At 68.1% G+C, this 20,789-nt stretch carries 19 protein-coding genes; 6 read left to right on the top strand and 13 right to left on the bottom strand.

The features are described from left to right. Positions 1 to 4: 4 nt before the first annotated feature. Positions 5 to 526, bottom strand: coding sequence for a COG4315 family predicted lipoprotein (locus ABIE00_RS00540; RefSeq protein WP_354255357.1), 522 nt, complete (start codon positions 524 to 526; stop codon positions 5 to 7). Between the two features lie 190 nt (positions 527 to 716). Here ABIE00_RS00540 and ABIE00_RS00545 point away from each other — a divergent pair, with 190 nt between their 5' ends. Further along, a complete protein-coding gene (locus ABIE00_RS00545; protein ID WP_354255359.1) occupies positions 717 to 1,217 on the top strand; it encodes a sigma-70 family RNA polymerase sigma factor in 501 nt (166 codons plus the stop codon). Then, entirely contained in the window at positions 1,214 to 1,897 is a 684-nt protein-coding gene (locus tag ABIE00_RS00550; RefSeq protein ID WP_354255362.1) for a zf-HC2 domain-containing protein, read from the top strand. The genes ABIE00_RS00545 and ABIE00_RS00550 overlap by 4 nt, the downstream gene beginning before the upstream one ends. A gap of 108 nt (positions 1,898 to 2,005) precedes the next feature. On the opposite strand, the gene ABIE00_RS00555 is transcribed toward ABIE00_RS00550, so the two are convergent. Both ABIE00_RS00555 and trmB read right to left on the bottom strand, forming a co-directional pair. Beyond that, complete coding sequence (locus tag ABIE00_RS00555) at positions 2,006 to 2,812, bottom strand: DUF1206 domain-containing protein (protein WP_354263231.1); 807 nt, start codon at positions 2,810 to 2,812, stop codon at positions 2,006 to 2,008. Positions 2,813 to 2,938: 126 nt separating this feature from the next. Then, positions 2,939 to 3,871, bottom strand: a complete 933-nt coding sequence (gene trmB, locus ABIE00_RS00560) for a tRNA (guanosine(46)-N7)-methyltransferase TrmB (RefSeq protein WP_354255364.1) — start codon at positions 3,869 to 3,871, stop codon at positions 2,939 to 2,941. Between the two features lie 675 nt (positions 3,872 to 4,546). On the opposite strand from trmB, the gene ABIE00_RS00565 reads away from it, so the two are divergent. Further along, positions 4,547 to 5,773, top strand: a complete 1,227-nt coding sequence (locus ABIE00_RS00565; RefSeq protein WP_354263232.1) for an MFS transporter — start codon at positions 4,547 to 4,549, stop codon at positions 5,771 to 5,773. A gap of 82 nt (positions 5,774 to 5,855) precedes the next feature. Here the strand turns inward: ABIE00_RS00565 and ABIE00_RS00570 are convergent, their stop codons facing one another. After that, positions 5,856 to 7,145 (bottom strand): MFS transporter, encoded by a 1,290-nt coding sequence (locus ABIE00_RS00570; RefSeq protein WP_354255367.1) that lies wholly within the window; start codon positions 7,143 to 7,145, stop codon positions 5,856 to 5,858. Between the two features lie 24 nt (positions 7,146 to 7,169). Next, entirely contained in the window at positions 7,170 to 8,420 is a 1,251-nt protein-coding gene (locus ABIE00_RS00575; RefSeq protein ID WP_354255370.1) for a M20 metallopeptidase family protein, read from the bottom strand. Positions 8,421 to 8,559: 139 nt separating this feature from the next. On the opposite strand from ABIE00_RS00575, the gene ABIE00_RS00580 reads away from it, so the two are divergent. Further along, the gene (locus ABIE00_RS00580) at positions 8,560 to 9,594 is read left to right on the top strand and encodes an Lrp/AsnC family transcriptional regulator (protein WP_354255373.1); all 1,035 of its coding nucleotides are present in this window, start codon (positions 8,560 to 8,562) and stop codon (positions 9,592 to 9,594) included. Between the two features lie 2 nt (positions 9,595 to 9,596). Next, entirely contained in the window at positions 9,597 to 10,988 is a 1,392-nt protein-coding gene (locus tag ABIE00_RS00585; RefSeq protein WP_354255376.1) for an MFS transporter, read from the top strand. Positions 10,989 to 11,079: 91 nt separating this feature from the next. Here ABIE00_RS00585 and ABIE00_RS00590 read toward each other — a convergent pair whose 3' ends face one another. The 5 genes from ABIE00_RS00590 to cycA form a co-directional block, all read right to left on the bottom strand. Continuing rightward, complete coding sequence (locus ABIE00_RS00590) at positions 11,080 to 11,802, bottom strand: SAM-dependent methyltransferase (RefSeq protein ID WP_354255379.1); 723 nt, start codon at positions 11,800 to 11,802, stop codon at positions 11,080 to 11,082. A gap of 85 nt (positions 11,803 to 11,887) precedes the next feature. Then, positions 11,888 to 12,205 carry a Rieske (2Fe-2S) protein gene (locus tag ABIE00_RS00595; RefSeq protein ID WP_354255382.1) on the bottom strand — a complete coding sequence of 106 codons (318 nt, stop codon included), beginning with the start codon at positions 12,203 to 12,205 and terminating at the stop codon, positions 11,888 to 11,890. Between the two features lie 11 nt (positions 12,206 to 12,216). Next, positions 12,217 to 14,730, bottom strand: a complete 2,514-nt coding sequence (gene nirB / locus ABIE00_RS00600; protein WP_354255385.1) for a nitrite reductase large subunit NirB — start codon at positions 14,728 to 14,730, stop codon at positions 12,217 to 12,219. Next, positions 14,730 to 15,023 carry a molybdopterin oxidoreductase gene (locus ABIE00_RS00605; RefSeq protein WP_354255388.1) on the bottom strand — a complete coding sequence of 98 codons (294 nt, stop codon included), beginning with the start codon at positions 15,021 to 15,023 and terminating at the stop codon, positions 14,730 to 14,732. Before ABIE00_RS00605 ends, nirB begins: the two co-directional genes overlap by 1 nt. A 321-nt stretch (positions 15,024 to 15,344) precedes the next feature. Continuing rightward, a complete protein-coding gene (gene cycA, locus ABIE00_RS00610) occupies positions 15,345 to 16,832 on the bottom strand; it encodes a D-serine/D-alanine/glycine transporter (protein WP_354255391.1) in 1,488 nt (495 codons plus the stop codon). Positions 16,833 to 17,482: 650 nt separating this feature from the next. On the opposite strand from cycA, the gene ABIE00_RS00615 reads away from it, so the two are divergent. Beyond that, entirely contained in the window at positions 17,483 to 19,333 is a 1,851-nt protein-coding gene (locus ABIE00_RS00615) for a DEAD/DEAH box helicase (RefSeq protein ID WP_354255394.1), read from the top strand. Between the two features lie 94 nt (positions 19,334 to 19,427). Here the strand turns inward: ABIE00_RS00615 and ABIE00_RS00620 are convergent, their stop codons facing one another. From ABIE00_RS00620 to ABIE00_RS00630, 3 genes are read right to left on the bottom strand one after another with little or no spacing between them, the layout of a single operon-like run. After that, the gene (locus ABIE00_RS00620; protein ID WP_354255397.1) at positions 19,428 to 20,078 is read right to left on the bottom strand and encodes an MBL fold metallo-hydrolase; all 651 of its coding nucleotides are present in this window, start codon (positions 20,076 to 20,078) and stop codon (positions 19,428 to 19,430) included. Positions 20,079 to 20,088: 10 nt separating this feature from the next. Next, a complete protein-coding gene (locus ABIE00_RS00625; protein ID WP_354263233.1) occupies positions 20,089 to 20,460 on the bottom strand; it encodes a DMT family transporter in 372 nt (123 codons plus the stop codon). Next, the gene (locus ABIE00_RS00630; protein WP_354255400.1) at positions 20,460 to 20,783 is read right to left on the bottom strand and encodes a DMT family transporter; all 324 of its coding nucleotides are present in this window, start codon (positions 20,781 to 20,783) and stop codon (positions 20,460 to 20,462) included. Before ABIE00_RS00630 ends, ABIE00_RS00625 begins: the two co-directional genes overlap by 1 nt. Positions 20,784 to 20,789: the final 6 nt, after the last annotated feature.

A 20,789-nucleotide genomic window follows, 5' to 3' on the forward strand; every position in this document is an offset into this window, starting at 1 on the left:
GGACTTACTTGATCATGGTCCCGTCGGGCGCCACGAGGTACCAGACGTTGCCGACGCCCTGGCCGGTGATGTCGCCGGGGGCCTTGTCCTTCTCCCACAGGTAGACAGGCATGCCGTTGACCGTCACCTGCTTCTTGCCGTCCGGGGTATCAATCGTTCCGACCTTCCCCGTTACACCCTCGACCTTGGGGGTGTCCGTGGCAGCAATCACCGGAGGCCACTTCACGAGGCAGTCGCCCAGGCAGTTGCTCTTGCCGGAGTCCTTGACGTCCTTGGTGAAGTAGTAGACACTCATGCCTTTGCCGTCCACCACGATGTCGCCCTTGCTGGACGATGCGGTCTTGAGGTCCACTGTGGCGCTGTCGCTGGCGGACGACGAGGCCGACTCGCTGGCGGTGGTCGCCGGCGACTCGCTGGCCGGGGCCGCCGCCGTAGTGGTGGTGGTTGTGCCGGATCCGCCGCCACATGCCGTCAGTGAGGCGGCAAGGGCCATAACTGCGAGGCCAACGCTCAGTTGCTTCTTCATGTGCTGCTCCTTGGCTCGGGCCGGCAGACTGAGAGACCGGCGCTATCTGGAATGACGCACAAAGGTGAAGAATGGTTCAAAGAATCTGACGCTGACCGGAATTGAACTTATCGCCGGTTGCCGACGTCGTATTTGCCAGGAGGGCCGGCCCGCTCGGACGGCTTCATAGGTCATTGCAGGGAGGCCGAAAGTGCCGCTGGATGAGGACTTGGTTGCAGCGATCTACCGTGAGCACGGAACGGCACTTCGCCGGTTTGTGCTCAGTGCTTCCCGCGACCCGCACCTGGCCGACGACATTGTGCAGGAGACGGTGCTCCGTGTCTGGCAGCAGGCGCCCAAGGTTACGGGCAGCATGCGCAGCTACCTGTTCCGGACTGCCCGGAACATCATGATCGACAACTACAGGAAAGCCCAGCGCCGGCCGGTGGAAGCCGAGGACCGTGACATCGCGGACCCGGAGGAGGCCACCGGACGGGTTGACGACCTGCTGAACAAGGTACTGATGGAGGAAGCGCTGCTGCGGCTGAGTTCAGAGCACCGTGACGTGCTGGTGGCGCTGCACTACCGGCGGTTCACGGTAGGCGAGGCGGCGGTGCAGTTGAACATTCCGAGCGGAACGGTGAAATCCAGGGCCTTCTACGCCGTGAAGGCCCTGCGGACAATACTCGATGAAATGGGTGTGGAGCGGTGAACGGCAAGGAAGTCCATGAGTTGCTGGGGGCATACCTGCTGGGCGGGCTCGATGATGCGGACAGGCTGCGCTTCGAGGACCACCTCAAGCACTGCGGCACGTGCCGCAGTGAACTGTCGAACCTGGAATCCCTGCCGGGACTGCTGGACGCCCTTCCGGTCCCGGAGGCCGTGGCGCTCGCCGTGCCGGCGGCCCGCCGGCCCGGATCGGACACCGCATCCCCCGACCAAGCCCCCGTCCCCCAGCCTGTTCTGGACGAACTGGCGGCCCGCCGTCGTAATTCCCGGCGGCGGGGGGCGGCCCTTGTGGGGTTGGTGGCAGCGGCCTGCCTGGCCCTGGGATTTGCGGCGGCGCCGCTCTTTGACCCCGCCGACAAGCCCGATGCCAGCTACTCGGTCAAGGCCAACAGCGGCATGCAGGTCACGGTGGGAATGGTCAAGAAAACCTGGGGCACCGAACTTGCTGTCGACGGGCGGAGCCTGCCCCAGAACGGCCGGCTTTCGCTGTGGGTGAAGGACCGTGCCGGGGTTGAGGACCGGGCGTGCGCGTGGATGGCGACGCCGAGCGGACGGGTCCGGGTGACAAGCGCTACGCCGCTGCAGTACACGAGCATTGCCAGCGTCGAGGTGCGTAATGACCGGCAGCAGACTATCGCCGTCATTGCCGTGCCGGGCACTTGAACCTAAAGACCCTTGCGCCCTACGGACACTTGAACCTGCGGACACTCGAACGGTACGGCCGCCTGAGCCGTGTAGTGGCCGTGTAGTGCCTCAGCCGCCGTCGCGGACTCACATTTTGGCGAGCCGGGCCCGCACCACCGTGAAAACCCCGTAGCAGATGAGGCCGGCGCCCACCGCGGCCAGCACGTACACTCCGTAGGGCTGTTCCCGCAGTGCGCGGAGGCCGCCGTCGAGACCCGTCGACTGCTCGGGGTGGACAGTGACCGTGGCGATGACCACCAGCAGGCCCGTCACAAACAGGGCGACGCCCTTGGCCACATAGCCCGCCATTCCGAGGACCGTGATGGCCTTGCGCCCGTCCGGGGTGGACGGCGGGTTGATGTGCTTCTCGAAGGACTTCTTGAACCCGCGGACCGCGTAGATGACGCCAACGACGGCCACAGCCGCACCGATCAGCACCAAAAGCAGGACGCCGCCCGGCGCCTTCATCAGATTGACCGTGAAGTCGCTGGTTGATTCCCGGTTGTCCTGCCCCGCGCCGCGCGCGAAGGCGGCCAGGGTGAAGGCCAGCCCGGCATACACGACAGCCTGCGCCCCGGCCTGCAGCTTCTTGCCGGCCTTATGCTTGGTGGGCAACCGTTCGAAGTCGAAAATGGCGTCCCCAGCCTGCCACAGGGCCAGGGCAATACAGCCGGCGAAGCTGACCCACAGCAGCGCGGGGCCGGCGGGCTGGTTGGCCAGTTCGGCGACGGCGCCGCTCACATCCGCGCGGCCGCCACGGCCCCGGGCGAGCCCGAAGGCAATGAAGCCGATCAGGATATGGAGCACACCGCTGGCCGCAAATCCACCGCGGGCCAGCATTTCGAGGGGCTTGGAGTTCGTGACCTCCTCGGCCTTGCCGGCTGCGCTTCTCAGTTCTCGTTTGATGATCGCTCCTCTGCGCCGGCAGCTGCTGTGGCACAACGCCACACGCTTATGGTGCCACGGCGGGACGCCAGGGAACAGAGTCCCCGGATGGGGATGGGCCAGGGCCCGGCGAGGCTAAACCCGCCGGTAGCAGAGGTCGAAAATCATCCGGCCTGCCTCGTGCGCCTTGTTCTCGAAGCTGGTGCGGATGCGGCCCTCGAAGCGGGGGGCCCAGCCGCCCCTTTCGTCGATGCCCTCATTGGGTCCCGTGTGTTCCGTGCTCACGGGAGCCCGTCCCTCCTTGACCGGCGCGCCGCCCACCAGCGATTCGACGCCGGTTTGCCACACGTGGGTGAGCGGACTCTCAGGGCCGCTGCGCTCACCGTTGTGAAGGTTTTCGAACGCCGCGGATCCGGCCAGGACGTCGCGGACATGCACGGCGTAGTTGGACCAGTCCGTGGCGATGCGCCAAAGGCCGCCCGGCTTCAGCGCCTTGGCGGCGAGCTCGGCGAATTCGGGCTGGATGAGGCGGCGCTTGTGGTGCCGGGACTTGTGCCACGGGTCCGGGAAGAAGACCCACAGTTCGCTGACAGAGCCGGGCGGCAGCATGGTGGCCAGAACCTCGGGGGCGTTCGCCTCTACGACACGCACATTGGTGAGGCCGCGGCTGTTGATCTTGATCATGGTGTTGGCCAGCCCAGGAGTGTAGACCTCCACTGCCAGGAAGTCCTTGTCCGGGTTTTCCTCTGCGGCGTGGCAGACGGCGTCGCCCAGGCCCGAGCCGATCTCGACAATCAGGGGTGCCTGCCGCCCGAACTCGGCTTTGGCGTCGAACGAATAATCGGGGTGGACCGATGTGTTGGCCACATGGCGGGGCACGTCGATGGCCCAGCGGCCGGAGTGCTCCTCCCAGGCAGCCTGGCGGCGCCCCTGCAGCCGGGTTCCGCGGCGGACGAAGCTGACCGGCCGTCCGCCGTAGGTTCCATAGGACGCCTGGCTTCCCGGCGTGACCGGCCTGGGCTGGTTCGGATTTGCCGGCGGCTGCGGGGATTCGGGAGATTCGCTCATCCCTTCCAGAATAGTGGAGCCGGCGGAACGCGGCTCGCCGGCGCTAATATCCGCGCACGATCGATGGCAAGAGTATGAAGACGGCCTCCAAGCCCGCGAGTACGAGGCCGGCAGCGCCGGTTTTGAACCCCTTGGAACGCCGAGGCGCCCGTCCCAGTGCGACGAGCCCATAAACCAGGGAGAGCAATGTCAGCATCGCGGGCGCCGTAAAGAATACAGCGCTCGCGACCCATTCCCTGCCGCTACGTCCGCTGTCCGGACGCGTGACCAACATGACCAGCGTTGCAGGAGCCGTCGTCACCACCATGCTGGGCACAACCAGAGCACCACACACGAGGCTGGCCATCCCCATGCCCGAATCGTCAGGCGGCCGGCAGCCAAGACGGCGGGGCGGCCGACCTCCGGACTCCGGTGTTACTTGAAAACTCATGCTTCTCCTCACGGATACAGACCGCCGGCGGATTGGATGTGCACGTGCCGACCAGACTATTGGGCGGGCAGGTTCCGCAGGAACCGTCCCTCATCTGTATGTGGATAACCGCCGCGGTCCACTACGCCAGCCCGGCGCCCCGACTCCCACAACCCGGCTGCAACAATGGGCAGGTGATTGATGCCCAGAACTCACGCCAGCCCGACGGCAGCCAGCAGGGCCCTTCCGTTAACGCGGACACGCTCGTGGACGCAGAGGCGGACGACGTCCCCGCTGCCGAACCCACGCAGGTAACCGGCCGCCGCGCACTGGCCTACCTGGGCCTGTGCCTGGTGCTGATCGGGCTGAACCTGAGGACTGTGTTCTCCAGCTTTTCGGCGGTACTCCCCGAGGTGACGTCCGACGCCGGGCTGCCCGGCTGGGCAGTGGTGGTGCTGACCACGGTGCCGGTGACCCTGCTCGGTGTCTTTGCACCGCTGGCACCGGCTCTGGCCCGCCGTTTCGGCGCGGAACGGGTCCTGCTCGGAGCGATGGCGGTCCTGACGGCCGGCCTGCTCCTGCGGCCCGCCGAGGTTCCGGGTGCCGGGCATCTGCCGGCGCTTTTCGCCGGGACCGCCGCTTGCGGGGCCGCCATTGCGCTGTGCAACGTGCTGCTGCCCGGGCTGGTGAAGCGGGACTTTCCGCACCGGCTCGGACTGATGGGCGGCCTGTACACAACGGCCATCTGTGCCTCGGCGGCGCTGGGCGCAGGCTTCACCTACCCAGTTTTCAGCGCTGCCGGCCAGTGGACTGCGGCGCTGTGGTTCTGGGCGGCACCTGCCGCCGTCGTTCTATTGCTCTTCCTGCCGGTGGCCGTAAGGCAACGGCACGGGCAGCACACGGCGGTGCGGGAGGGCGTGAACGTGTGGCGCTCGGCGGTGGCGTGGCAGGTCACGATCTTCATGGTGCTGCAGGCGATGATGTCCTTCAGCGTCTTCGCCTGGCTCGCACCGATCCTGCGCGAGCGCGGCGTGGACGGCGGAACGGCCGGGCTGATTGTGTCGGTGTCCATCGTGCTGCAGATGCTGGGCTCGCTCTTCGCCCCGGCACTCGCCGCCCGGTTCCGCGACCAGCGCGCGATCAACACCGTGGTGGCTCTCATGACCGGCGGCGGCTTTGCCCTGAGCATCTTCGGCCCGCTGGATCTGGTCTGGGTATGGACCGGGATGCTGGGGCTGGGCCAGGGAAGCCTTACCGCCGTCGCCCTGACGATGATCATGCTCCGCACCCGCGACGGGCACACCGCAGCCCACCTCTCCGGCATGATGCAGGGGGTGGGCTACGGGCTCGGCTCAACGGGCACACTGCTGGTGGGTCAGCTGCACCAGGGCACCGGCTCGTTTGCTGCGGCGGGGCTCCTGTTCCTGGCGGTGGGGGCGCTGGCCGCCGTGTTCGGCTACCGCGCCGGGCGGGACAGGTTCATCGGCGACTGAGGCCCCAACTGACTCGCAGTTGTTGTCGTTATGAGGGCTCAAAACGACAACAACTGCTAGTCAGTTGGGAATGGGGAAAAGGCTAGTGCGCCAGGTCTTTGCCCCTGGTCTCGGGGATGGTGAAGATGAACGCCACGCTGATGGCCAGCAGCACCACCGCGTAGACGTTGAAGAGGTTGGGCATCTGGATGGTGGTGCCCAGCCACTGCTGCAGGTAGGGCGCGGTGCCGCCGAACACTGCCACGCAGATGGAGTACGGGACGCCCACGCCTACGGTGCGGATGCTCGTGGGGAACAGCTCGGCATACACGGCCGGAACGATGGCGGCGCTCGCGGCGATGAAGATGAGCATCACGGACATGCTCACGGCCAGCTGCCAGGCGGAATCCTTCAGCAGCCACGTCATCGGGAAGTGCATGACGGCGGAGCCGATCGCGCCGGCCCACAGCACCTTCTTGCGGCCGATCCGGTCGGACAGCTTGCCCCAGACGGGAAGCGCGGCGATGAAGACGATGTTGCCGATGACGCCGGCCCAGAGGGCCTCGCCGCGGTCGATCTTCAGGGCGGTGGTCGCGTAGCTTGGCGCCACCACGCCCCAGATGTAGTAGATGACCGTAAGGCCGACGGTCAGGCCGATCACCTGCATGGCCTGCTTGCGGTACCGGACAATCTGCGGCCAGATCGGGGCGCGCTTCTGGGTGGCGGTTTCGCCCTCGAACACGTCCGTCTCGTGCAGCCGGGACCGCATGATCAGTGCGTACAGGCCCATCGCGGCCCCGATGAGGAACGGGATGCGCCAGCCCCAGGCGTTCATGACCTCAGTGCTCAGTGCCATGTTCAGCACCGCGCCCAGCAGGGTGCCGAACAGGATCCCGACCGTACCGGAGGTGTAGATCAGCGTGGCCCAGAATCCGCGGTGTTCCCTGGGTGCCATTTCGGAGAGATAGGTCTGCGACGACGGCAGTTCGCCGCCGTGTGCCAGGCCCTGGACCAGCCGGGCCACCAGCAGCATCAGGGACGCGAAGGCTCCGACGCTGGCGAACGTGGGGGCGACGCCGATCATGAGGCTGCCCAGGGACGCCAGGCCGACGGCGAGCGTCATGGAGGCCTTGCGGCCCACCCGGTCGCCGATCCAGCCGAACAGGAAGCCGCCGAAGGGGCGGGCAACGAAGCCGACGGCGAAGATCGCCAGTGTGGACAGGACGGCAGAGGCGGGGTCGGACTTGCTGAACAACTGGCTGGCGATGAAGGGCGTGAAGGTGGCGTAGATGGCCCAGTCGTACCATTCGACGGCGTTGCCGATGCCGGTGCCGATGATGGTCTTGCGGGTCGAGGTCCGGCTCTCGCGCTGGGCGTTGACGATGGAGGTCATGGTTGTCTCCCTGGAGTGGGCGGGCTAGAGACCCGGTACGGGGGCGGGGACCCGGACGCCGGCCAGCGCCTCGAGACGGGAAATGGCGAGTTCCGCGTAGAGGGCGGCACCGTCAGCCAGCACACCGTCGTCGAACGATGCGTACGGCGAGTGGTTGAACGGGGAGGTGGCGTGGTCCGCGTCCTGGGGGACGGCGCTCAGGCCCACAAAGGTGCCGGGCACCTCGGCCAGGACCCGGGAAAAGTCCTCGGAGCCGCTGAGCGGCGTGGCCCACCGCGAGAGCCTCGAGTCCCCAAACAGCCCGGTGATGACCTTCTCCGCGGTGTGCGTCTCGTCCTGGTCGGTGATGGTGAGGGGGTATTCCTGCTGGTAGTCCACGTCAACGTCGAGGCCGTGCGCGGCAGCTATGCCCTTGAGCAGCCGCGGGACGGCGACCATCATCCGCTGCCGGTTTTCCTCGGAGAACGTCCGGATGGTGGCCTCGATGCGGGCCGTTTCGGGGATGACGTTGCGCTTGGTGCCCGCCTGGAGCACCCCGACGGAGAGGACCACGGGATCGAACATGTTGAACTGGCGCGTGACCATCACCTGCAGGGCCGTGACCATCTCGGCTGCAGCCGTCACCGGATCCTTGGCCGAATGCGGGGCGGAGCCGTGGCCGCCGGCGCCGAGCACGGTGACCACCAGGCCGTCGGAGGCGCTGAGCATCACGCCGGGCTTGGTGCAGAACGTTCCGTGCGGCTCGAGGGAGGAGAACACGTGCATGCCGTAGGCCGCGTCCACCCGCCGGCCGGGCGCGTCCAGGACGCCTTCGCGGATCATGTAACTGGCGCCGTCGCAGCCTTCCTCCCCGGGCTGGAACATCAGGACGACGTCGCCGGCCAGCCGGTGCCGCCGCTCGGCCAGGAGGGTGGCCGCGCCGGTGAGCATGGAGGTGTGGAGGTCATGGCCGCAGGCGTGCATGGCACCGTCGATGGTGGAGGTGTAGTCGACGCCGGTCTTCTCCTGTACGGGCAGGCCGTCCATGTCTGCCCGGAGCAGGACGGCGGGTGCGGTGCCTGCAGTGGCACGGGGATCGCCGCCGCCGCGCAGGACTGCCGTGACCGACGTCGTCTCCTTGCCCAGGGTGATTTCGTACGGCAGGCCCTCCAGGGCCTTCAGAACCTTCTCCTGGGTCCGCGGCAGCTGCAGTCCGATTTCGGGTTCCCGGTGCAGGTCGTGGCGAAACCGGGCAAGGTCTTCCTGCATCTGGCGGGCGTCTGCGGCAATGGGCACGTGTTCTCCTCGTTGGTGGTCCGGTGCTGTGGGTCTATTCTGGAGTGGCCTGGTTCACATCCGCCCGAAGTGCTGGAAAAATGCAAAACCCCGGACTGATATTCAGGATTCATGCAAAGCTGCGCGGGAGGGAGGGTCATTGGACGTTACCGAGGAGGACCTCGCCCTGATCAACGCCCTGCAGATCGCACCGCGGCTGAGCTGGGCGGACGCCGCGGAGGTGCTTGGCGTGCACGCCACCACCCTGGCCGCACGGTGGGAGCGCCTTACCGCAGCGGGCGCCGCCTGGGTCACGGCGCATCCGATGGGAGATCCGCAGAAGATGTGCCTCGCCTTCGTCGACGTCGAGTGCGAGCTGCACCGCCGGGCGGAGGTCACCCGGGCACTGGCTGCGGTGCCGGAGATCGTCACAGTGGAGGAGGCGGCGAGCAACCGGGACCTGATGCTGACGGTCATCACGGGGTCCCTGCAGCACTTCACCGCCGTGGCATCCAAGCTTCATGCCATCGAGGGGCTGGTCAAATACCAGACCTCACTGGCCACCCGGCTGCACACCGGCGCCTACGCGTGGCGCATCAATGTCCTCAACCGAAGCCAGCTCCAGGCGCTCCGGGCACTCGCCGGTCCCGAGGCCGCAGCGTCCGCGCCGTCGGCGGCGGTGGGTGAGCCGCTGCCCGCCAGCCACCTGGCGATCCTGCCGTTCCTGTCGAAGGACGGCCGGGCGACGGCGGCGGAAATCGCCAGGGCGCTGGACCGGCATCCTGCCACCGTGCAGCGCCAGCTGAACAGGGTGCTGGCCAGCGGCGTCCTCTCCTTCCGCTGCGAGATTGCGCAGCGGTATTCAGGTTTCCCGGTGACCTGCCACTGGTTCGCGAACGTCCCGCCCGGCCAGCACGAAGCGGCGGCCGAGGAGCTCCGCGGCTTCCGGAATGTGCGGCTGAGCGCCTCCACCACCGGCCGCACCAATTTCGTCATCATCATGTGGCTGCAGTCGCTCGCCGACGTCATGACCGCGGAGCTGGCCCTTCAGCAGCGCATCCCGGGGATTGAACTGGTGGAGAGCGTGGTCATGCTGCGGACGGTCAAGCGCGTGGGCTGGATGCTCAACCCGGATTCGACGGCCAGCGGCGAAGTTGTGGCCGTGACCGCCGGCGCCCCCGAGCTGGTGGGCTGACCATGCGTGAATCTGCCGTATCTGCCCCGCCAGGCGCCGGAATTCTCCACCGCGCCTACCTGCTGGTGACCGTGGGCGCCTGTGCGCTGGTGTTCCTCGCCGCGTTCGAATCCCTCGCCGTCACCACCGTCATGCCCGTCGTGAGCCGGGAACTCGGCGGGGCAGGCTTGTATGCGCTCGCCTTCGCGGGCCCGCTGGCCACTGGGGTGATCGGCATGGTGGGCGCCGGGAACTGGTCCGACCGGCGCGGGCCCGTCGGCCCGCTGCTCGCCTCAGTGGCGGTGTTCGCGCTGGGCCTGCTGGTGGCGGGCACGGCCGGCACCATGTGGGCGGTGGTGGCGGGCCGGCTGGTGCAGGGGCTGGGCGGCGGCGCCATGACGGTCGCCCTGTACGTGGTGGTGGCACGGGTCTATCCGGCCGTCCTGCACCCCAGGATCTTTGCCGCCTTCTCCGCCGCGTGGGTGGTTCCGTCCCTCGTGGGGCCGTTTGCCGCCGGGCTGGTGGCCCAGCTGGCGAGCTGGCACTGGGTGTTCCTCGGTGTCGTTGTGCTGGTGCTCCCGGCGCTGGCGATGCTGTTGCCAGCGCTGCGGGGCGTCCGGTCCGGCAACGCTAACGGGAACGACTCCGTTGACGCTTCAGAGCCGGCGGTCACCTCGGTGTCCTGGGCGCCGGGGCGGCTGGCCTGGGCGGCCCTGGCTGCGCTGGCGGTGCTCGGCCTGAACCTGTCCTCCGGGCTTCCGGCGGCCGGACCGTTGCTGGCGGGTGCCGCCGTCGTGATAGCCCTGCTGGCCGTCAGGCCGCTGGTGCCGCGTGGCACCCTCACCGCCCGGCGGGGCCTGCCCAGTGTGATCCTGATCCGCGGACTGGTTGCGGCTGGTTTCTTCGGTGCCGAGGTCTACCTGCCGTACCTGCTCGTGGAGCGGTACGCGTTCTCGCCCACCTTCGCCGGCCTCACGCTGACCGGCGGAGCCCTGGCGTGGGCGGCGGCGTCGGGTGTCCAGAGCCGGCTGGGCGGCAGGCTGGGCAGTCCGGCCGCCGTGCGGATCGGCTCGGTCATGGTGCTGCTGGCGATCACCCTGGCGCTGGTGACCACCGCGCTCGGCTGGCCGCCCGCCGTCGCGATTGCCGGCTGGGTCCTTGCCGGCGGCGGCATGGGCCTTGCATATCCGCGGCTGAGCGTGATGACGCTGGCTCTTTCCACGCCGGACACCGAGGGCTTCAACAGCTCGGCGATGTCCATTTCCGATTCGCTCGGCGGTGCACTCGCGCTCGCCGCCACCGGAATCGTGTTCACGGCGTTTACGACGACGGCGGCCTCCTTCGCCGGCGTCTTCGTGCTGACCGCGGTGATCGCCGCAGCCGCGGTCGCCATAGCGCCCCGCGTCGCCCACTAACTTCCCGCCCAAGGAAAACGGGTCAGATGCGCGGGAGGACCTTGTAATACAGGTGGGTCACGGCGTCGCCCTGGAGCACTGCAGAGGGGGACTACGCGGGTCGGGGCTGCAGGCGGGTGGCCCGCAGGACGGCGTCGGCGAGCGTGGCCGACTGGCCGTCCGGGCCGGTGGCTTCCCGTTCCCGGCTGGCTGCAACCTCCACGCGCCACTCTGGCGGTGCAATGCCGAGCTCGGCCGCGGCCTGCTCCGCCGTGAAGAACATCTCCGAACCCGCGTGGCCGTCGCCCCCGTGCGCGTGGCCGTGCTCCTGCGGGTGGCTGTATTCCTCGGCCTTGCTCCGCTCGTCCGATAGGCTCCGCCATGGTGGCAGGCCGTCGGGGTGGTGACCGACGATCAGCAGCGTCCCGCCCGGGCGCACCGCATCCGCAGCCACCCGGTGCGGCCGCTGCCACGGCGCCTCGGTGGAGTGCAGGAACTGGGCGGACACGAGGTCGAACTGCTCCTCCGGCGCCCACGCATCAAGGTCGCGCTGCAGCCACGTGATGCGGTTCCCGGCCGGGGAAGATGCGGCGTGCAGGCCGGCCCGTTCCAGCGCGACGGCGGAGACGTCCACCGCGGTCACCGTCCAGCCCTGCTCTGCGAGCCACAGGGCGTCGGCACCCTCGCCGCAGCCCAGGTCCAGCGCGGTGCCGGGCTTCAGCCCGGCTGCCTCGGCCACCAGCTGCGGGTTGGGCCGGCCGCTCCACACGCGCGGCCTGCTGCGGTACAAATCGTCCCAATGGCGCGCGGCGCCGTCGTGCCCCTCGTGGTCCATGGGGAATACCCTGCCACAGAATCCGCGGCCCAACTAGCTCGCAGTTGTTGTCGTTTTGAAGCCTCAAAACGACAACAAGTGCGAGTCAGTTGGGGAGCCGCACCACCACGTTCTGCGATTCGTCCGTGGACACCGGATAGCTGCGCAGGGGTCCGGCCCCGGTGGTGGAGCAGCCTGTCTCCAGCTCAAACACGTGCTGGTGCAGCGGGCACATCACCACGTCTCCGTCGATCGTGCCATCGGCGATGGGGCCGCCCTTATGCGGGCAGACAGCCGAAACCGCGCGGAGGGAACCGTCCCGGAGCCGGAACACCGCGATCTGTTCGCCGGCCACGCCGTACGCCCGCCCCTCGCCCACCGGGATCTGGTCCACCGGGCCAAGGACGTGAAGTCCGGCACTCATCGGACCGGCACTCATCGGACTGGCACCTGGGGGAGGACCTCGAGCGGGAGCGAGGTACGGAACTGGCCGGGGGTGAAGGGATCGTGACGTTCGGCCCAGGGGTCGGCGTAGGCGTCGACTGACCGCTGCATCGCCTCATCGAGCCGGGCGGCGATCCCCTCGGCGTCGTCCACGATCACCGCACGGAGGTGCTCGATACCGACGCGCGGCACGAAGGAATAGGTGCGTTCGAGCCAGTTGGCCTGTTCGCGGTAGTACTGCATGAACCGTCCGGCGAGCAGCGTCACGGTACCGGGATTGTCCACGGTGGCCAGCAGGTCCCCCTTACGGATGTGGGCGCCCGCCGCGCCGCCGACGTAGATTTCCCAGCGTCCGCCGTCGACCGCCACCACCCCCACGTCCTTGACCAGCGATTCGGCGCAGTTCCGGGGGCAGCCGGACACCGCCAGTTTCAGTTTCGCCGGTGACTCAATGCCCTGGAACCGTGACTCGATCTCGATGCCCAGCTTCGTCGAATCACCCGTGCCGAAGCGGCAGAACTCCTGACCCACGCAGGTCTTGACGGTGCGGAAGCTCTTTCCGTACGCGTAGCCCGACGGCATGTCCAGGTCCGCCCAGACCTTCGGCAGGTCCTCCTTGGGAACACCGAGCAGGTCGATCCGCTGCCCGCCGGTCAGCTTCACCAGCGGGATGTTGTATTTGTCCGCGACATCGGCGATCCGGCGGAGCTGCTCCGGTGAGGTCACCCCGCCCTTCATCTGCGGCACCACCGAGAACGTCCCGTCACGCTGGATGTTGGCGTGGACGCGGTCGTTGACGAACCGCGCATCGCGCTCGTCGATGTATTCACCGGCCCACATCATCTTCAGCAGGGACGCCAGGCCCATCTTCGATTTGGCGTCCTCCGTGCCGCCCGGCGCCAGCGCCGCGAACACGGCGGACACGGACCGCAGGCCCTGAGCGCGGATCGCCGCCATCAGCGCGGCTTTCTCCAGCGGCACGCCGGGAACGTAATAGGCGGCCGCCGGGTCCTCCGCCACGGCGCCGTCGGCGGCCCATTCCACCACCTGCCGGACCAGCAGCTTGCAGGACCCGCAGCCCTTGCCGGCCCGGGTGGCGTCCATGACGCCGGACAGCGTGGTGCAGCCGCCCCGCACGGTGTCCGCGATCGCCTGCTTGCTGACGCCGTTGCAGTTGCAGACCTGGGCATCGCCGTCGAGTTCGGCCACGCCCGACTCCTCGCCCGGTCCGCCCAGATCGAACAGCAGCGAGACACGTTCCTCAGGCAGCGGCAATCCGCGGTCGAACGCCTGCGTCAGGAAGGCCACCTTGCGGCTGTCCCCGAGCAGTGTGGCGCCGACGATCTTGCTGTCGCGGATCACGATGGACTTGAACACACCCCTGCTGGGCTCGGAAAACACCACGTGCTCGTCGGTGTCCCGCTCCGGGGCCTGCAGCCCCATGGAAGCGACGTCGACGCCGGCCACCTTGAGTTTCGTGGCGGTGCGGGAGCCCAGGTAGGTTGCCTTCGGATTGGCTCCGGTGACGTGGTCTGCCAGTACGGCGGCCTGCTCCCACAGCGGCGCCACCAGGCCGTACACCTCGCCGCGGTGCTGGACGCATTCACCGACGGCGTAGATCCCGTCCTCGTCCGGGACGCGCATGTGGTCGTCCACCACGATGGCCCGCTCCACCGGCAGGCCGCTGGTCACGGCCACCTCCACGTTGGGGCGGATTCCTGCGGCCACCACCACCATGTCGCAGGCGATGTCCGGCGCGTCCCGCAATTGGACGCCGCGCACCTTGTCGCCGCCCAGGATGGCGGTGGTCCGGCTGCTGGTGTGCACCCTGATGCCCAGTGCCTCGACGCTGCGGCGCAGGACGGCGCCGCCGTCCGGGCCCATCTGGGCGTTCATCAGGTGCGCGCCGGAATGGACGACGTCGACGTCGACGCCGTGGCTTTGCAGGCCCCGTGCGGCTTCCAGCCCCAGCAGTCCGCCCCCGATCACGACGGCACGGCGGCGATGGTCCTGCTGTGCGTAGGACACCATGCCGCGGGTGTCATCGATGGTCCGGAAAGCAAACACGCCGGGCAGCAGCCGTCCGCCCGGCGTGTACAGGCCCTCGACCGGGGGCATGAACGAGCGGCTGCCGGTGGCGATGATGAGGACGTCGTACGGGGTGGCCCGGCCGTCGTCGGAGAACACCAGCTTGGCGAAGCGGTCGATCCTTTCCACCCGGACGCCCGCGTGCAGCGTGATGCCGTTCTCCCGGTACCAGTCCAGCGAATTCAGGAAAATGCCGCCGGCGTCCTCCTCGCCGGAGAGGACATGGCTGAGCATGATCCGGTTGTAGTTGCCGTAGGGCTCGTCGCCGAACATGGTGATCCTGTGCTGGACGGCGCCTCCACGGGCCAGAATTTCCTCGACGGCCCGGGCGCCGGCCATCCCGTTGCCGATCACCACGAGCCGGCGCCGGGTGTCACCCTGGGCGCCTCGGGCGGAGCGGCTGGCGAGGGCCGTCATCAGTGCTCCACCATGCCCATGTCGATCACCACGTATCCGGTGACGCCCGTGTCCGCCAGCAGCCGCAGCTCGATCAGCGAGCCGCCGTCGATGTCTTCCACCACGCGGAGCGGGACGTGGACGTCGCCTTTCGCGGCAATCGGGAAGTACCGCATGGGCACGCCATCCCGCATCAGCACCACCGTGACCAGCTCCGCGGAGGAGTTGCCGCCGCGGAAATACAGGGTCTGGTTGATGACGCCGTCGCGGGACGAAACGCGAGAGCTGGCTGTGGATGGGCACGGCTTTTTCAAGCCCGGCTCCGTCGAACGGGAAGATGCCTTGAAGGAAGATGTTCTTCAAGATCACGGTTGGATCCTTTCGGCGGAGGGACGCTGCGGCCGCTGCCATCAGCCCCGCATGAGTCCATCCTTCGCCGCGCGTGTTACAGCGCCCGGCGGCTTGTGTAATTTCCGCTTAACACCTTCCTCACCGTTGCCCGCTTCCTCACCGGTGCCCGGAGCGCACCGGTGCCCGGAGCGCACCAGGACAGGGCGGGCCGGGAATCAGGGCAAAAGAAAACCGCGCCGCGGACCACCGGGGTGGCCGCAGCGCGGTTTTCTGGGGGTGCGGTGCTAGGAGTTGGCGGCCGCAGCGGGGACGCTGGTGTTTTCGGCCTTCCATTCCTCGATCCGTGCCTGCTGCAGCGGCGTCTGGCGGTTGAAGTACCAGGCGGCGCCCAGCAGCAGGAACCATACCGGTGCCACAACCAGGGCGAGGCGGGTGTCCTCGGCCTGGGCCAGGGCCACGAGCATGAACACGAAGAACGCCAGGACCACGTAGGGCATGAAGGCCGAACCCGGCATCTTGAAGGCGGACGCCTCGTGGAGTTCGGGCCGGCGGCGGCGGAACACGATGTAGCTGATGAGGATCATCGACCAGACGAACATGGTCAGCACCGATGCCACGGAGGTGACGATGGTGAAGGCGCCGATCACGGAGTCGCCCGCGTACAGCAGGACCAGCCCGGCCAGCAGGAAGATGCAGGAGAACAGGAGCGCGTTCTGCGGAACCTTGCGGGAGCTCAGCTTGCCGAAGGCCTTGGGGGCGTTGCCGTCCTGCGCCAGGCCATAGACCATGCGCGAGGTGGAGTAGATGCCCGAATTGGCGCTGGAGGCGGCCGAGGTCAGGACCACCAGGTTGATCACGACGGCGGCGATCCCCAGGCCGGCAAGGGTGAACATGCCGATGAAGGGGCTGCTGGCGGGGTCGATGCTGCGCCACGGGTTGACGGCCATGATGACCACCAGGGCGCCCACGTAGAAGAGCAGGACGCGGATCGGGATCGAGTTGATGGCCCGGGGGAGGTTCTTTTCCGGGTCCTTGGTTTCGGCAGCGGCCGTGCCTACGAGTTCAATGCCGGCGAACGCGAAGATGGCGATCTGGAAGCCGAGAATGAAGCCGAACAGACCGTGCGGGAACATGCCGCCGTCGTTCCACATGTTGGCCAGGTTGGCCACCGCGCCGCTCGGCGAGGTGAAGTTGGTGGCGATCATGACCACGCCGGTGGCGATCAGGGCGAGGATGGCGACCACCTTGATGATGGCGAACCAGAATTCCGCCTCGCCGAAGGCCTTGACCGTGGGAAGGTTCAGCAGGATGAGTACCACGGGCGTGATCAGTGCCGGGATCCACAGGGGCGTGCCCGGAGCGAGCTTGTCCACGTAGCCGGCGATTGCCACGATGTCGGCCACGCCCGTCACCACCCAGAAGAACCAGTAGGACCAGCCGGTAAAGAACCCTGCCCACGGGCCGAGGATGTCCCCGGCGAAGTCGCTGAAGGACTTGTAGTTCAGGTTGGAGAGCAGGATCTCGCCCATGGCCCGCATGACGAAGAACAGCATGAAGCCGATGATCATGTACACGAAGATGACGGACGGGCCCGCAAGGGAGATGGTCTTGCCGGAGCCCATGAACAGGCCGGTGCCAATGGCGCCGCCGATGGCAAGGAGCTGGATGTGGCGGTTGCCAAGTCCGCGGGCGAGGTGCGGTTCCCTGCCCTGGCCGGGTTCATCACGTTCTGTGGAGGGTTGAACGGAAATGCTGGTGGTGCGTTCAGACATCAAGTCTTCTTCCTTGTCACAGGTGCCGGCACGTGCGCGAGGGTTGCCGTGCCGGCCGCGTCGGTCCGCCGGAGATGTGACGGAACTAACAATTGGGATGGTGTTAAGACTATGAGCGGCGGAACGCTGCCTGCGCGCGCCCGCCGCCGGGGCTGCCCGGCGGGAACCGGGGCGGGTTGCCTCCATGACGGCCGGAGCGGCGCGGGGGAAAGCGCATTTCCGCAGTCCAGCCGGGATTCAGCCCCCATAGCGGGAAATTCGCAGCGAGCACGAAACGCCGCAATAGTCTTCGACATATGTTCAGCATGCCAGTCCCAAGTGTCGTCGTCCATTGTTGGCCGTGAGCTGCATCACGCACACCTGCAGGCGGTGCTGGGAAGGCGCAAATAGGGCCCGCAACCCCCGGATGGTAGACTCATGGGACTTGATGTGCAGTGATGCCCGCTTTGCTCTGTAATTTGGAGGGTGGGCTTTTTTCATGTGAGAGGCACATCCTGCGTCGATGAACGCTATTGGTCCCGGCGGCCGCTGTTTGAATACTGGCAGCAGCCCGGTTGATCACCTGACTTTTCTTCGGCGACCCCCTGGGCCAACCGGCTTCGGGGGCCGATATCCGCTGGATACCGCCTGAAAGACCCTGATAAACGCATATGACTACTTTTGCTGCCCTCGGCACGCCCAAGGCACTCTCCGAAACCCTGACTGCCCAGGGCATCGAATCCCCGTTCCCCATCCAGGTCAAGACCCTGCCGGACACCCTGGCCGGCCGCGACGTCCTGGGCCGTGGCCGCACCGGCTCCGGTAAAACCATCGCCTTCGCCATCCCCCTCGTGGCCCGCCTCGCCGAGCGCGAAGCAGCCTACTTCCGCAAGCCCGGCCGCCCCATGGGCCTGGTCCTGGCGCCCACCCGTGAACTGGCCACCCAGATCAACGCGACCATCGAGCCGCTGGCCAAGGCCATGGGCCTGAACACCACCGTCATCTACGGCGGCATCTCCCAGGCGCGCCAGGAGAAGGCCCTGCGCGCCGGCGTCGACATCGTCATCGCCTGCCCGGGCCGGCTGGAGGACCTGATCCGCCAGCGCATCCTGACCCTCGAAGCCGTCGAGGTGACGGTCCTGGACGAGGCCGACCACATGGCCGACCTCGGCTTCCTGCCCGTGGTCAAGAAGCTCATGGACATGACCCCGAGCCAGGGCCAGCGCCTGCTGTTCTCCGCCACGCTGGACAACGGCGTGGACAAGATCGTCCAGCGCTACCTGTCCAACCCGCTGACCCACTCCGTGGACGATCCGCAGGCGGCGGTGACCACCATGGAGCACCACGTGCTGGTGGTCAATGACCAGACCGTCAAGAAGCAGCTGATCGTTGAACTGGCGTCCGGCGCCGGCCGCCGCGTGCTGTTCATGCGGACCAAGCACCACGCCCGCAAACTGGCCAAGACCCTGACGGACGCCGGGATCCCCGCCGTCGACCTGCACGGCAACCTGTCGCAGAACGCCCGGGACCGCAACCTCGCCGAATTCTCCTCCGGTGAGGTCCGGGTCCTGGTCGCCACCGACGTCGCCGCCCGCGGTGTGCACGTCGACGACGTCGAACTGGTCATCCACGTCGACCCGCCCACCGAGCACAAGGCTTACCTGCACCGCTCGGGCCGTACCGCCCGTGCCGGCTCCGACGGCACCGTAGTCACGCTGACCCTGCCCGAGCAGCAGACGGACGTCCGGAAGCTCATGAAGGCTGCGGGCGTCGACGTCAGCTTTGAGCGGGTTACCGCCAGCTCCCCGATCGTTGCCGAGCTGGTGGGCGAGATCGCCGACAAGGTTGACCCCCGGACGCGCGCGGCATTGCTCGCCGCCAAGGCCAACCAGGGCGGCGGCACCTCCACCGGTGCCAACGCCGAACGCAAACGCGCACGCCGCCAGGCATCACCCACGGCCGGTGGCCGGGGTGGCCGCGGCGGCCGCGGACGGGTTTCCGCCGAGGCTCCCCGCACGGACCTGCCCCGCGCCGAACGCCGTGCCGCTGCCTACGAAGGCCGCGCCGCCGCCCGCGACGCTGCCGAGCGCGTCATCGAGCAGAACGAGGACCGCGCCACAGCGGCAGCGGCAGCCCGCCGCAACGCACGTGGCCGTGGCACGGCATCGACCCACCGCAACGACGTTCCGGCGGCTGGTGGCCGTTCAGCGGCCGGCCGAGGTTCGGACGGGCGTCCGGAATCCCGCTTCACCCGCAGCGATGCCCCCCGTGGCGGCACCGGTCGCCCGGCCACCGGCGGCCAGCGCAGCGGACGTCCGGCCACCGGACAGCGCGCCGCTGCTGGCAGCAAGGCCGGCGGCTCCAAGGCCGTCTGGTCCTCCACCACCGGTGGCACGTCCGGTGGATCCTACGCCGGCGGTTCCTCCGCGGGCGGCAGCGGCCGCTCCGGTGATGGCCGTCCGGCCCGGAAGGCTCCGCGCCGCGCGTCGGCCCCGGCGTCGAACGAGCGCCGCAGCCGCTAAACAGGCGTCGATACGCAAAATACCGGTCGCTACGGGAATTCCCGTAGCGACCGGTATTTTGCGTACCGCCAAAGCGCAGCTGGGCCGGTGGGGATCACCAGCCGCGGGCGCGCCACTCCTCGAGGTGCGGGCGTTCCGCGCCGAGCGTGGTCGGCTTGCCGTGGCCCGGGTGCACCACGGTGTTGTCCGGGTAGACGTCGAAGAGCCGCTCGGAGACGTCGGTGAGCAGCTGGTTGAACCGCTCGGGATCCTTCTGGGTGTTGCCTACGCCGCCGGGGAACAGGGAGTCTCCGGAGAAAATGTGCGCCGGACCCTCGGGGTCCTGGTAGACCAGCGCCACGGAACCGGGAGTGTGGCCCCGCAGGTGGACGGCGGTGACGTCGAATCCGTCGAAGTTCCCGACGTCGCCGTGGTCCAGCAGCACATCCACCGTCACGGGCAGTTCCGGGGCGTCGTCTGTGCCCGCAGCGGTCTTGGCCCCGGTGGCTTCAACGAGACCGGGCAGCGCGCGCACGTGGTCCCAGTGCTGGTGCGTAGTGGCGATCAGCGCCAGCCTGGGCTCGGCGGAGGTGTCTGCCGCGGCGTCCGCGAGCAGTCCCTGGATGGCCGGCAGGTCGTCCGCGGCGTCAATCAGCAGCTGTGCCCCGGACTCCTTGGCCGTCAGCAGATACACATTGTTGTCCATCTCGCTGACCGAGATCCGGCGGATGGTGATGTCCCGAAGTGAGTGAATGAGCGTGTCCATGTTTCCCAGTCTAGGGAGCCGGATCAGCCCCGCGCCGGCGGCCAGGGCCCGCCGGGAGCATCTTGAGTCCGGCCGCGCATCCCACAATCCCCGCGATGAACAGCACCTTGAGCAGGTTGAAGGGTTCGACGCCGGTGGCCATGGCCCAGCCGACCGTCAGAGCCGCGCCAATACCCACCCAGACGGCGTAGGCGGTGCCGAGCGGGATGTGCTTCACCGCCATGCCCAGACCCTGCATGCTCAGCGCGGCGGTCACGACAAATACGACCGTGGGCACGGGGCGGGCCAGGCCGTCGGACAGGCCCAGCGCCGTGGCCCAGACAGCTTCCAGGAGGGCCGAAGCGAGCAGGATGATCCAGGCCGTGGCAGGCTTCGCAAGCATCACGCCACCGCCTTCAGCCCAACCACGCACGCAGCGATACCGCCGAGCAACAGCAGCCGCGCCGCCGTCGGCCGTTCAACTTTGGCCACGATCGCGTAGGCGGACGTCAGCACCACACCCACGCCGACCCACACCGCGTAGGCGGTGCCGGTGGGAATGGACTGCATCGCGATGCCGAGGCCGGCGGTGCTGGCCACGACGGCAACGAGGAAGAGCACCCCGGCCGCGACCCGGCGCCGGCCCGTGGATTGGGAGGCCCGGTGCAGCGCTGCCGCCCACACCGCCTCGAGGGCGCCGGAGAGAATGAGGATGAACCACGACATGACAGA

Source organism: Arthrobacter sp. OAP107 (genome assembly GCF_040546765.1).
Classification (GTDB): domain Bacteria; phylum Actinomycetota; class Actinomycetes; order Actinomycetales; family Micrococcaceae; genus Arthrobacter.